The 12,142-nt window shown below is 58.6% G+C and carries 13 protein-coding genes and 1 rRNA gene; 12 read left to right on the plus strand and 2 right to left on the minus strand.

Annotated features, from left to right (window positions below):
* Positions 1 to 40: 40 nt before the first annotated feature.
* Positions 41 to 373: a hypothetical protein gene (locus C442_RS19210; protein ID WP_008313371.1), complete on the minus strand. Its 333-nt coding sequence runs from the start codon at positions 371 to 373 to the stop codon at positions 41 to 43.
* A 117-nt stretch (positions 374 to 490) separates the two neighbouring features.
* Here C442_RS19210 and C442_RS19215 point away from each other — a divergent pair, with 117 nt between their 5' ends.
* The 9 genes from C442_RS19215 (at position 491) to C442_RS19255 (ending at position 10,041) form a co-directional block, all read left to right on the plus strand.
* Positions 491 to 985 (plus strand): Lrp/AsnC family transcriptional regulator, encoded by a 495-nt coding sequence (locus tag C442_RS19215; protein ID WP_008313373.1) that lies wholly within the window; start codon positions 491 to 493, stop codon positions 983 to 985.
* Positions 982 to 2,127, plus strand: coding sequence for a pyridoxal phosphate-dependent aminotransferase (locus C442_RS19220; RefSeq protein ID WP_008313375.1), 1,146 nt, complete (start codon positions 982 to 984; stop codon positions 2,125 to 2,127). The genes C442_RS19215 and C442_RS19220 overlap by 4 nt, the downstream gene beginning before the upstream one ends.
* 137 nt (positions 2,128 to 2,264) lie before the next feature.
* Complete coding sequence (locus C442_RS19225; RefSeq protein WP_008313377.1) at positions 2,265 to 4,757, plus strand: type II/IV secretion system ATPase subunit; 2,493 nt, start codon at positions 2,265 to 2,267, stop codon at positions 4,755 to 4,757.
* Complete coding sequence (locus C442_RS19230; protein WP_008313379.1) at positions 4,754 to 6,790, plus strand: type II secretion system F family protein; 2,037 nt, start codon at positions 4,754 to 4,756, stop codon at positions 6,788 to 6,790. Before C442_RS19225 ends, C442_RS19230 begins: the two co-directional genes overlap by 4 nt.
* 57 nt (positions 6,791 to 6,847) lie before the next feature.
* Positions 6,848 to 7,369, plus strand: coding sequence for a DUF7287 family protein (locus C442_RS19235; protein ID WP_008313381.1), 522 nt, complete (start codon positions 6,848 to 6,850; stop codon positions 7,367 to 7,369).
* A gap of 2 nt (positions 7,370 to 7,371) precedes the next feature.
* Positions 7,372 to 7,944, plus strand: a complete 573-nt coding sequence (locus C442_RS19240; RefSeq protein WP_008313384.1) for a DUF7288 family protein — start codon at positions 7,372 to 7,374, stop codon at positions 7,942 to 7,944.
* Positions 7,938 to 8,828: a hypothetical protein gene (locus C442_RS19245; protein WP_008313386.1), complete on the plus strand. Its 891-nt coding sequence runs from the start codon at positions 7,938 to 7,940 to the stop codon at positions 8,826 to 8,828. The genes C442_RS19240 and C442_RS19245 overlap by 7 nt, the downstream gene beginning before the upstream one ends.
* A complete protein-coding gene (locus tag C442_RS19250; RefSeq protein WP_008313388.1) occupies positions 8,825 to 9,289 on the plus strand; it encodes a DUF7266 family protein in 465 nt (154 codons plus the stop codon). Before C442_RS19245 ends, C442_RS19250 begins: the two co-directional genes overlap by 4 nt.
* Positions 9,286 to 10,041, plus strand: coding sequence for a DUF7289 family protein (locus tag C442_RS19255; protein ID WP_049943110.1), 756 nt, complete (start codon positions 9,286 to 9,288; stop codon positions 10,039 to 10,041). The genes C442_RS19250 and C442_RS19255 overlap by 4 nt, the downstream gene beginning before the upstream one ends.
* A 64-nt stretch (positions 10,042 to 10,105) precedes the next feature.
* Here C442_RS19255 and C442_RS22345 read toward each other — a convergent pair whose 3' ends face one another.
* Complete coding sequence (locus tag C442_RS22345) at positions 10,106 to 10,282, minus strand: hypothetical protein (RefSeq protein WP_008313392.1); 177 nt, start codon at positions 10,280 to 10,282, stop codon at positions 10,106 to 10,108.
* 277 nt (positions 10,283 to 10,559) lie between these two features.
* Between C442_RS22345 and C442_RS19260 the strand changes: the two genes are divergently transcribed.
* From C442_RS19260 to C442_RS19270, 3 genes are all read left to right on the plus strand, one after another.
* On the plus strand, positions 10,560 to 10,796 hold the full coding sequence (locus C442_RS19260; protein WP_008313394.1) for a UPF0058 family protein: 237 nt from the start codon (positions 10,560 to 10,562) through the stop codon (positions 10,794 to 10,796).
* A gap of 152 nt (positions 10,797 to 10,948) precedes the next feature.
* Positions 10,949 to 11,245 carry a translation initiation factor eIF-1A gene (locus tag C442_RS19265; RefSeq protein ID WP_044951882.1) on the plus strand — a complete coding sequence of 99 codons (297 nt, stop codon included), beginning with the start codon at positions 10,949 to 10,951 and terminating at the stop codon, positions 11,243 to 11,245.
* 633 nt (positions 11,246 to 11,878) lie between these two features.
* Positions 11,879 to 12,142, plus strand: a 16S ribosomal RNA gene (locus C442_RS19270); the annotation flags it as partial.

Raw genomic sequence — 12,142 nt, forward strand, 5'->3', positions numbered from 1 at the left:
CGGACGCGCTACACGGACTTCCGAGACGACCGCTTTTTGCTCAACTGTCCGCTTCTTCCGACGTCGCTGCCGCAGTATCGAAGGCTTTCGCTGCCTCGAACGCGGCGCTCCCGTCGTCAACGGAGAACAGCGTCTCTTTCCCCTCCGCTTCGTGTTTTTCCAGTAATCCGACCGTCACCAGTTCTTCGAGCGTCCCGTCGAGGTACAGCGTCTTCAGCGGCACACCGGCTGCTTCGCTCAAGGCCGTTTTCGTATACGTTTCGTCCGCATCGAGGCGGAGTATCGTGTCAATAACCGTCGCCGCCTTGTCGTGGTTCGCGATGTGTGCCCATCCCGTGTCAGAACCAGCCCGCTGGCCACCCTCTTCGAACATTAGTCGACACCTAACCGTCAGAGATATTAAAACTGTCTGGTGTATTTCCGACCGAATGGTGTGATGCTCTCTCACTATTGAGCAAGGCTTTTGTCCGCGTCACTCTCCTGGCACTGTATGAGCAGTCGCCGCGAGATACTCGACCTGCTACGGGAGAACGCTCGCTACACGACCGAGGACATCGCTCGGTTGACTGATTACTCCGAGAGCGAGGTAGCCGAGGCTATCGAGGAGTTCGAGGAGGCAGGTGTTATCCGCGGCTACGGGGCAGTCGTCGACTGGAACGCCGTCGAGACCGACGAGGAGCGCGTTCGCGCCACCGTCGAACTCAACGTCACGCTGGACCGTGAGACCAGCTACGACGACATCTCCGACCGGATCGCGAAGTTTCCGGAAGTGACTTCGCTTCGCCTCGTCAGCGGTGACTACGACTTCGATCTGGAGGTCGAGGGCGATTCGATGCGCGAAGTGTCGCATTTCATCAGCGACAAAATCGCGCCGATTCCCGAGATCACGCAGACGGTAACCCACTACATCATGGAGTCGTACAAGGAGCAGGGGATGGAGTTCGACGACCACGACGACGACGACCGCCTGTCCGTCTCACCATGACATTCGAAGCAGCGGACAGGGTCGACAGCGTGCCGCCCTCGGGTATCAGGCGGTTCTTCGAACTGGCCGAGGAGATGGACGACATCATCTCGCTCGGGGTCGGGGAACCGGACTTCTCGGCCCCATGGGCCGCCCGCGAAGCCGCTATCGCGTCGCTCGAACGCGGCCAGACATCATACACAGCCAACCGCGGGAAGCGGGAACTCCGGGACCGCATCGCGGACTACGAGGCGTCGACACACAATCTGCAGTACGACCCGGACGAGGAAATCCTCGTCACGGCGGGCGCGAGCGAGGGGCTCGACCTCGCCTTTCGGGCGCTGCTAAACCCCGGTGACTCGATCGCTATCGCCCAGCCCTGCTACGTCTCGTACATCCCTGGCGCGACGTTCGCCGGTATCGACGTTATCGACGTTCCGACACGCGCGGAAGACGAGTTCAAACTCACCCGAGAGGTGCTGGAATCGTCCGGTGCGGCCGAGGCCGACGCCCTCGTGTACTGCTACCCGAACAATCCGACCGGAGCGACGATGACGGCCGAGGAGATGGCGTCTGTCGCGGCCTTTTGCCGCGAAAACGATCTGCTCGTGTTCGCCGACGAGATCTACGCCGACCTCACGTACGAACACGACCACACGTCTATCGCTACCCTCCCTGGGATGCGTGAACGGACCGTCGTGTTCAACGGCTTCTCGAAGGCGTTCGCCATGACGGGGTTCAGACTCGGGTACGCGATGGCCCCGCCGGAGGCCATCGAGGCGATGAACCGTATCCATCAGTACTCGATGCTTTCGGCCCCGACGACGGCCCAGCACGCCGCTATCGAGGCGCTGGACAACTGCCGCGACGAGGTCACAGACATGGCCGCCCAGTACGACCGCCGACGGAAGTACGTCCTCACACGCTTCGAAGAGATGGGACTGGACTGCTTCCCGGCGGCTGGAGCCTTCTACGCGTTCCCGGAATGTCCATGGGACGATGCCGGCGAGTTCGCCGAGAGTCTGCTGCAAGAAAAGCGGGTCGCAGTCGTACCCGGAACTGCCTTTGGTGAGGGCGGGTCGGGCCACCTGCGAGTGTCGTACGCGACCGGTCTCGACGATCTCAAAGAAGCGATGGCCCGGATCGAATCGTTCCTTAATTGACAATTAATCTCGGCGAAACATTCAGTATGGTCCACTTACTACCGTAAGGAGACCGTGATACGAACAACCGGAACTTCTTTTTCATCGACATTTGGTGGGGATAAAGTTTTTTCCTGCCTAACTGGAGATGAATAACAATGGCTATCGATGATACTGGGGGAGGTGAGTCAGATCAGGTCAACGGTGGGGGGAACCTGACTGACGAGCCTGTACGGGTCGGCGAATACACATGGGACGATCTCCGGCGGGAGGTACACGATGGGGGGCGGTTCGACCGGAGCGTGTACCTCGGCTTCGAGCCGAGAGAACTCAGTCAGCGTCTCGAAGACGCGGCAAGTGCCGGTAAAACACTGCAAGCGCCGTTCGAGGAGTATCTCGACCCAACCACGACACCAGTCGCGAAAGACATCTACACATGGGAGCATTTCAAACAGGAGTACTATTACGAGGACGGCAGTCTCCCCCGTGACAGTGACGGCGAAGTCATCCCTTTCGACGAAAGTGAGTATCTGAACTTCGACCCCGAACACACGGAAAACAAGCTGTCCGCCGCCGAAGACATCGCCAGTGAACTGCACGAGTACGTCGACGAAAACACCGTCGACGTGAATCCGGAACTGGACGAAGACGAGTTCTTCTCGACACGAGACGGCCACACAACCGTCGTCAACCGCTACGACCTCGAAAAAGCCGTTCCCCAGTCGAAGAAATCTCACTTCAACGAACTGGAACGATACTGGGTCAACAAGCCCTACGCCTGCGTCATCATCTTCCACTCACGGAAAGAGAACGAGAAGAAGTACTACGTCATCGAGCCGTATCTCACCGATATCGAGATCGACCTCCGAGAGTTCCTCTCGGGCAAGCTCAAGACCGCGATCAAGTATTCCGAGGACGACGTGATCGTTCAGGGGACCGACGCCGACCGAGCACAGGTCATCCAGCGGGAGGCCGAACAACTCCTCTCGCGGTACGACCTCTACAACGGCACAGTCTCCAGTAGCGGTGAAGAAAGCGTTCTCGGGCAGGTCAAGGAACTGTTCGGACTGGACGAGGAAACACAAAGTGAAACCACGGGCCAACTTTCCGGCATTTCGACACGTCCTGAGCCGGCTATCCTCGAAGACGACGACCCGAAGCTGAACGAGTATCAGGTCGAGAAGCTGCTGTACATGCTCAAGCGGGACTTCGTCGGCTACGCGCGCATCGACGGCGTCAAACACGACATCAACGTCGAGGACATCTCCTGTGACGGATACAACTCCCGGGTGTTCGTCTATCACACCGACTACGAGCAGATTATTTCGAACGTCGAACACGGCGAGGGGGAACTCGACGACTTCGTCGTGAAACTCGCCCAGCGTTCCGGGAAGGGTATCTCGAAGCGCCAGCCCCAGGTCGACGCGACGCTGCCGGACGGGTCGCGTGCCCAGTTGACCCTGGGCCGGGAGGTGTCTGACCACGGGACGAACTACACCATCCGGCAGTTCAAGGACGTGCCCTTTACCCCGATCGACCTCATCAACTGGAACACCTTCTCGCTGGACGAGATGGCGTTCCTCTGGCTCTGTATCGAGAACAACAAGAGCCTGATCTTCGCCGGCGGTACTGCCTCGGGGAAGACGACGAGCCTGAACGCCGTCTCGCTGTTCATCCCGTCGAACTCCAAGATCGTCTCTATCGAGGACACGCGCGAGGTCGAATTGCCACAGCGGAACTGGGTGGCAAGCGTTACGCGCCCCTCCTTCGGTGAGGACGACAAGGGCGACGTCGACGAGTTCGACCTGCTGGAGGCCGCACTCCGTCAGCGCCCGGACTACATCGTCATGGGTGAGATCCGTGGTGAGGAAGGTCGGACGCTGTTCCAGGTCATGTCGACCGGCCACACCACCTACACCACGTTCCACGCCGACTCCGTCGGCGAGGTCATCAAGCGGTTCACGACCGAACCTATCAACGTCTCGAAAACGCTGTTTACAGCGCTCGACCTCGTGTCGATTCAGACCCAGACGCGGGTCGACGGCAACAAGGTCCGCCGGAACAAGTCCCTGACCGAAATCAACGAGTACTCCGCCGAGAACGACGAGATCAACGTCCGGGACGTCTACGAGTGGCGCGCCGAGACGGACGAGTACATCCAGATGGGGAACTCCAACACCCTCGAGGAGATCAAGTTCGACCGCGGGTGGACCCAGGATAAACTCGACGAGGAACTGTTCAAGCGCAAGGTCGTCCTCGCGTACCTCATCGAGAAGGGGCTGAACACCTACACGCAGGTCGCGGCGACCATCCAGGCGTTCATCAACGACCCCGACACCATTCTCACGCTCATCGCCAACGACCAGCTCGAACTGTCGCTCGAGGACCTCCGGGAGATGGAATCTGTCAAGATCGATATCGATCCGGAGAAAGAGGAGATGGTGCCCCGGCCGGACGCGCCGCCGGAGATGGTCGAGGAGACAAAGCAGGTGCTCGACAACGCACAGCCGCTGTTCAACACCTACAAGAGCCGTGAAACGCCGGACATCGTCTCGGCGCTGATGGACGATTCCGAGGAAAGCGCTGACGAAGACAGCATCGACTTCGGCCAGTTCGTTCCGAAGGCCGGAGCGGAGGCAGATAGCGAATGAGCCTCGACACACCGAGTCAGCAACAGGTGGGCAGCGGCGGTGCCCTCGGTGACACGTTCTACCCGGCGTACCAGATGGTGTTCGACGACGAGGGCGACTTCGTCAACAGCGTCGAGAACAAACTCGCGGAGGCCCGGATGGCCGACAACGTCGAGATGTTCCTCGCACGCGCGCTCGCGGTCGGTGTCATTGCGGGCCTCGCACTGTGGCTCGTCGGCACGTTCCTCGGCTATCTGCTGGTCCAGTTGCTGTTTGCCGGTGGGGAAGCGCCGACGCTCATCGGGATTCCGGTGTCTGAGAGCGTCTCAGAGATTCTGGCCGTGCTGAAACTCCCCTTCCTCGTCATCGTCACCGGCTTCGTCTTCGGTGCCATCGGGTTCGGTATCGGGTTCGGGTCGCTTGTCTCGATTCCGTATTTCCGTGCGAGCGCGCGCGAGCGCGAAATCAACGTCTTGTTGTCCGACTCGATCTCGTTCATGTACGCGCTGTCCGTGGGCGGGCTCAATCAACTCGAAATCCTGCAGTCGATGGGGCGGGCCGAAGACACGTACGGTGAGGTCGCACAGGAGTTCCAGTCTATCGTACTGGAGACGGAGTATTTCGACACGGACTACCGGACTGCAGTCCGGAACCAGGCGCTCCAGACACCGTCGGACGAACTGTCGCAGTTCCTGACGGACATGCTCTCTATTATCAACTCCGGCGGGGACATGACTTCCTTCCTCGAAGACCAGAAGGAAAAGCACATGCGAACCGCCCGACAGGAACAGGAGAAAATGCTGGAGACGCTGGAGCTGTTCGGCGAGATGTACATGACGCTCTCGCTGTTCCCACTCCTGCTCATCATCATTCTGGTCATCATGTCGATGATGGGCAACGCCCAGAAGTCGCTCATCTACGGCACCGTGTATGGGCTGATTCCCCTGACGGGTCTGGGCTTTCTAGTCCTCGTCTCGACTGTCACGCAGGACTCTATCGGGGACGGCTATCTGCGTTCGAGCCCCGGCGAGAAGGAACTCGTCGTCGATGAAGGTGTCGGCGTGTTCAACCTCGGGCTCATCGAGAGCTACACGGGCACCTACAGCGTCTTCGACCGGATCAAGAGCCGGGAAGGGACTTACGAACTTCTCGGCATTCTCAAACGGCCTGACCTGTTCTTCCGTGACCATCCGCTGTTGGTGCTGTGGCTGACGGTGCCGCTGTCCATCCTCGCCATCGTCGCGGCTATCGTCATCGGCTGGGCTCCGTTATCGCTGGATGGGATGATCGCCGTCCCGGTCCGCTCGACGTTCTTCTGGGTGTACGTCCCGATGTACATCAACTTCATCCCGCTGATGATCTTCTACGAGTGGAATCAGCGCTCGCGGAAGGCGATAATCGGGAAACTCTCGGAGAACCTCCGGAAACTCGCGTCGGCCAACGACACCGGGATGACGCTGCTGGAGTCAGTCAAAGTGGTCTCCGAGACGTCCTCCGGAAAGCTCTCAGAGGAGTTCGAGACCATTCACGCGAAGGTCAACTACGGGACGAGCCTGAAGGACGCGCTCCGGGAATTTAACAACAAGTACAACGTCCCACGACTGGCCCGGACGGTCAAGCTTATCGCGGAGGCACAGGAGGCCTCCAGCCAGATTCAGGACGTGCTCTCGACGGCCGCTCAGGCCTCGGAGAACCAGGACGACATTGAACGGGAGCGCAAGTCCCGAACGCGGATGCAGACGGTCATCATCCTGATGACCTACCTGACGCTTTTGGGCGTGATGGCGCTGCTAAAGACACAGTTCCTCGATGTGATGTCGGGGCTGGCGACGCAGGCCTCCGGGTCAAGCAGTTCGAGCGCGCCCGGCGGTGGGTTCGGTGGCAGTGTCGACACGGAACTGCTGTCGATGCTGTTCTTCCACGCGGTGACGCTGCAGGCGCTGTTGTCGTCGTTTATCGCCGGCTACATTCGGGAAGTGAAGCTCGTCGCCGGCGTAAAGTTCGCAGTCGTCCTGTCGACGATTGCACTGGTGGTGTGGATCGCCGTGGGATAGCGCCCCACTCGCGGTTCGACAGCGAACGTATCAGACAGAAAATAGGGTGTGTGGGACATGGATACAAGAGCACAAACACCGCAGGACTTCGCCGTAGGGGTGAGCGTCCTGCTCGTGACGATAATCGGGGTATTGGCCTTCGTACAGGGCAGCGCGGTCGGCGTGTACGAATCCCCAGACGTACAGCGTAACCAACCAATTGCGGACAGGGCGGGGACGTACCTCGTCGAAAACTACTCCGTCGACGGGACGCGGAACCTCATTCGCTACAACACGAGTGGTGGGATCAATGCGTCCCTCAACGCGGACACAGATCTCAGCGGTCTCAAGGAGAAAGCCGGACTCGACGTCGCGACGGAGCGCCGCGTGAACCCGCGGGTGAACGTAACGGTGGTCAACGCGTCATCGCTCAAAGCAGGGACACGGGACCCGGCAGTCGACGACCATGGCGAGCGACTCGCTTGGGGACCGTCGGCCGACGGTCGGACGAACGTCGCAACGACGTCTCGCGTGGTGAAACTGACCAACGCAACCGGCCAGTGCGATCCGGTCTGCTGGCTCGTCGTGAGGGTGTGGTAACGATGCGTGGCCAAGCCTACACGCTGGAAGGCGTTCTCGCGGCCATCGTCGTTGTGACGGCGACCGTCTACGGCCTGTCGGCAGTCGACACCGGCCCGTTCCAGACGGGTTCCCAGCAGCGGACAGCAGAACTGGAGAGTCGTGCGAGCGACACGCTATCACTGGCGGCAGAAACCGGAGCGCTGCACAACGCGACGGCGTGTTACAGCGTCGGAACGCCGACACTCAACGGCAATCAGACGGGCAGTTCCACCGAGTTCGAGATGATGTTGAACCAGACCTTCGACCGCCAGGGCGACCAATACAATCTATACTTCAGTTACTGGGACTCGGATTCGGACGCGCGCCAGACGACTATCGTCTCGCAGGAAACAGAAGAGAACGTTGCTGACCGGCCAGCCGACGCAGCCGTCGCGACCGAAACGGTGACACTGACCGACGATATGCCCGCCCGAATCGGCGACTGCAGCGGGACCGGACCGTCCCTCTCGACCGTCGACGGGTATTTCGCTCCCGACGCGGAGTCCGACTCTATCGTCTACAACGTCGTGGAGGTGCGTCTGGTCGTATGGTAGCCAACGAACGCGGACAACTGCTGTTGATCGGGGGTATTGCTGTCGCTATCGTCGTGTTCAGTACGATTCTGTTTGCCCACAGTCTCGCGGTCACTGACGGTATTACGACCACCGGAAGCGCGGATACCATCGAGCGCACGGCTGACCGCGAAGCCTCTGTCGAGCGCGATCTCAGACAACTCGCGGCCCAGACGCGGGGCGATGGCCTCGATGGATTCGAGGAGCGATACGAGTACGCGCTTCGGAACTACACGCGAACGCACAACCGGGTCGTCGCAAGCAGCGGCGGAACCTATCTCAACGCGACGCTGAACGAGTCGGCGTCGCTTGGTACCGAAGTCAATCAGACGGGCACGTCCTCCAAGTTCCAACGTCCAGACCCCTCGGGCGGGCCGCAGAACGACTGGCTAGTTGCGAATGATGTCTCTCGCGTTGCGGTGTTCAATCTCACTGCGGACGTCGTCGGCGGCTCGATGAATACCTTCACTGTCGTCATTCGAAACGGCTCTGAGGACATGAAACTGTCAGTTGAGCCGAGTACAATTGATAGTGGAAACAACGTCACGGTCGACGGCAAAACGCAGTGTCACGGCAACGGAGACGTCAACGTCGACCTTGTCGCTGGGTCATGCACTGTCGGAAGTAACAGCAGTTCTTTCGATAGCTATCACAGCCTTGACCCCCCGTACTCAGTTGAAATAAAGAACGGAAATAAGGCCGAAGGGCGGTACCAGTTTGCGGCAGACGGGACGTTCCCGTCCTCGAACTATGCCTCTCCAGTTGCTCGTGTCAACTATCCAGTCGTCCCTGCCATCGACATGACTTACGACACACCGTCTGCGAGCTACAACCGAACAGTACTGGTGGAGGTGAACGACGGATGAGCCTCACCCGTTTCCTGTTTGACAGCCGTGGTGTCTCGCCGGCGGTCACGCAGGCACTCACTATCGGTATCACGTCGCTGCTGGTGACCGGCCTCCTCATCGGCGGGAGCCAGATGGTCGACTCACAGCGTGAGCGAGTGACTGAAGAAGCTCTAGAGAACGTTGGCGATGGTATCGCGCGCGACCTGATCCGCTTGGATGCGTTCGACACTGCCACTCTCAACTCGACAGTATCGTTCCGTGCGATGTATCCCGAGCGCATCGCTGATCAGTCGTACAACGTCGAGGTCTCTCCTGATACTTCACGCACGCGTGTGTACGTGAACGCATCAGGACTGAATCGGTATGCTGTCGTCCGATTCGAGAACGAAACTAATGTCTGCCCATCTGTCGTCTCCAGTGGGCCTCTGGCTGTATCGTACAACCGGACTGCCGGCTGTATGGAGGTGACTCGCGGATGACTTCGCCGCTGTCAAGCCAAAGCGGTCACGACCGTGGTGTGTCCGACCTGCTCGCGTTTACGCTCACGTTCAGTATCATCATTACTGGGATTGCGCTGGTGACGCTTGGTGGGCTTGGGGCGTTCGATGCCATCCAACAGGGGGCGACAACCGATGTCGCAGAAACGTCGATGGTCGGGTTCGCGGAAACCACGGGCGACCACATTCAGGGCGACGCTCCACGACGGACCACGAGTATGAAACTCCAGGGTCACGGACTCTCCATCCGATCGTCGACGCTTAACGTAACTGTCGACGGACAGTCAACGAATATTTCGACCGGAGCGTTCGTTCGGGAGACTGATTCGGGGACTGATATCGTCTACACCAGCGGTGCAGTGTACCGGGTTCAGCAGGAGGGGCTGGTCGTTTCACGGAAACCCCGCTTCCGGTGTAGCCCCGGAAGTGACAGTGTATACATCTCTGCCCTTTCGCTCGACGGACAGACGGATTTCTCGTCGTCGAACCGCGTCACAATCGAGACCGCTATCCAGAACAAGACGCTTATTTCGCCACAGGCTGGCAAGTCACCGTCCGCGACAACCGTCTCGATCAACGTCTCGGAGACTGCATATCCGGATGCATGGCACCGCCTGTTCGAGCAGGAACTGTCGAACTGGTCGGGCCACTCGGAACCACACACCTACCAGTGTACTGGTGTCAGCCGCGCTGTCGTCCACAATACGACGGTCGATATCCGTACTATCACCTAAGGCCTCTGCCTGCAGTGCATAGATCCGTTGCTGTCAGACTCAGTTCTGGACGGCGAGAAAACCGTTATGCAGCAGTCATCAGCGCTGCGATGAATGACCACTCCGTCCCGCTGTTTGCTTCTTCTTGTTTCGCCATAGCCGCAGTCTTGTCTCGTGGGTGCTTCCAGTTCATTACGGCCATAGGTATGTGCTCAGCAGGTATGAAGTGTTCGAATACTAATATATTGTCGTGGTCTTTCATGATTGAGAGCGCTTCGCAGGTCAGTAGCACCTCAATTCTCTTTAGCCGCTAATGAAGGAAGAGTCACATAGTGGCAATTCTCTGTTTTGTTCGATATTAGGGTGGAAAACAGAATATTACGATCCGTAGGCGGAACTCGTGATACAGGCGCTCATACGCCGGTAAACGGCTCTATCTTTGCATCTGAGATTGGGTAGAGTCGTATCCGAACGGTAGCGGCATGTGAGCCGTTGGCAAGGTAGTACTATTACCCTCCACTCCATAAGATTGGACACTAATGAAGAAGCAAGAACTCATTCACCTTCACAGCCTTCTCGCGCAGGTACAACACCACTACGAGCACGAAGCGGACACGAGCGTCGAGCACGATCTGTACGCTGATCTCGGTGTCAAACCGACATCGATCCACAAATCGAAGACTGACCACAAGGAAGCAGTGTTTGCGCTCGCTTCCGGACTGACGGATTCGATGGCCGAGGAAGCCGACGAACCACAGGCGCTGACTGCCGACTGAATCGACGTCCTGTCGTCAGTTCGTTTTCACCGTTCACTATTTCCAGTAGCTATCGGCAAGCTCCTGCCGTGGCACGGCCGCTATGTCGGCCGCATGGTACACGCTATCCCGCCTCTCAAACGACTTATACGGGAGGACACTGTATTTATATTGTGAGCGACGATTCAGGGCGGCGGAATCTCCGCATGCCTACAAACGACGAGATGTTTGCAGTGGTAACAGAGCACCTTGGCGGGAACCACGTCCGCATTCGCTGTGAGGACGGCGAAACCCGACTCGGACGGATACCGGGCCGGATGAAGTTCCGAACCTGGATTAACGAGGACGACATCGTTCTCGCCGAACCGTGGGACTGGCAAGACGAGAAGGCCAACATCGAATGGCGCTACAAGGGGCAAGACGCTGATCAGCTCCGTGCCGAAGGCCACATCGACTCGCTGACCGCCTAATTTTACCACTGTACCGCGTCCTGGTTCACGACGACGGTGAGATAGTTCTCTGCTGTGACCAGCAATTGTCGCTGGTCTGACTGCTTGCTTGTCGAGTGTCCCGACCCTTGCTCCGTCTTAGCTCCCGGCACACTACAGTCGTCTACCGTCGAGTTCCTACTACTCCCAATTGATATATAATGGCTGGCTGGAACTCGGTCACTGAACCGCATGTCAGGATCCGAGAACGAATACACGTTGGATCACCGACACCCGGATGCCGTCTTGCGGTTATGCGTGTCACGGCATCACGTTACGTATGCGTCGTGTGTGTTCTACACAGGGCGGTCGTGAGACGATCCATTTATATGTTCCCCCGTCTTCTGAACTAATGCGAAGGTCGCACCGGGCAGCGAGCCCGGGTCGACACGCTCGGCCGGCCACCTGGGTCGGTGCGGGTTACGAGAGGATCTCGTCTTCCCCTTCTGGGGCCGGCGAGATCCACCCCATGAGGATTCCACCCCTGCGGTCCGCCGTCAAGATGGAATCTGATGTGAGCCCACGGACCCATGCAGTAGTCAACATTGGTGTAGGAACCAATGTGTTTGCTTCCGACGGAGTGCAACCACTTCCGCCGCTGATGTATATCAGCACATTCCGGTTGATCCTGCCGGAGGCCATTGCTATCGGAGTCCGATTTAGCCATGCTAGTTGCACGAGTTTAGACTCGTAGCATATAGCTCAGTAACACGTGGCCAAACTACCCTACAGACCGCGATAACCTCGGGAAACTGAGGCCAATAGCGGATATAACTCTCAGACTGGAGTGTCGAGAGTTAGAAACGTTCCGGCGCTGTAGGATGTGGCTGCGGCCGATTAGGTAGATGGTGGGGTAACGGCCCACCATGCCGATAATCG

Origin of the sequence: Haloarcula amylolytica JCM 13557 (assembly GCF_000336615.1) — an archaeon.
Classification (GTDB): Archaea; Halobacteriota; Halobacteria; order Halobacteriales; family Haloarculaceae; genus Haloarcula; species Haloarcula amylolytica.

What these genes read in the sequence shown, in the direction of transcription:
- C442_RS19210 (WP_008313371.1), bottom strand. Translation starts at nt 373, where the DNA reads ATGTTCGAAGAGGGTGGCCAGCGGGCTGGTTCTGACACGGGATGGGCA.
- C442_RS19215 (WP_008313373.1), top strand. Translation starts at nt 491, where the DNA reads ATGAGCAGTCGCCGCGAGATACTCGACCTGCTACGGGAGAACGCTCGC.
- C442_RS19220 (WP_008313375.1), top strand. Translation starts at nt 982, where the DNA reads ATGACATTCGAAGCAGCGGACAGGGTCGACAGCGTGCCGCCCTCGGGT.
- C442_RS19225 (WP_008313377.1), top strand. Translation starts at nt 2,265, where the DNA reads ATGGCTATCGATGATACTGGGGGAGGTGAGTCAGATCAGGTCAACGGT.
- C442_RS19230 (WP_008313379.1), top strand. Translation starts at nt 4,754, where the DNA reads ATGAGCCTCGACACACCGAGTCAGCAACAGGTGGGCAGCGGCGGTGCC.
- C442_RS19235 (WP_008313381.1), top strand. Translation starts at nt 6,848, where the DNA reads ATGGATACAAGAGCACAAACACCGCAGGACTTCGCCGTAGGGGTGAGC.
- C442_RS19240 (WP_008313384.1), top strand. Translation starts at nt 7,372, where the DNA reads ATGCGTGGCCAAGCCTACACGCTGGAAGGCGTTCTCGCGGCCATCGTC.
- C442_RS19245 (WP_008313386.1), top strand. Translation starts at nt 7,938, where the DNA reads ATGGTAGCCAACGAACGCGGACAACTGCTGTTGATCGGGGGTATTGCT.
- C442_RS19250 (WP_008313388.1), top strand. Translation starts at nt 8,825, where the DNA reads ATGAGCCTCACCCGTTTCCTGTTTGACAGCCGTGGTGTCTCGCCGGCG.
- C442_RS19255 (WP_049943110.1), top strand. Translation starts at nt 9,286, where the DNA reads ATGACTTCGCCGCTGTCAAGCCAAAGCGGTCACGACCGTGGTGTGTCC.
- C442_RS22345 (WP_008313392.1), bottom strand. Translation starts at nt 10,282, where the DNA reads ATGAAAGACCACGACAATATATTAGTATTCGAACACTTCATACCTGCT.
- C442_RS19260 (WP_008313394.1), top strand. Translation starts at nt 10,560, where the DNA reads ATGAAGAAGCAAGAACTCATTCACCTTCACAGCCTTCTCGCGCAGGTA.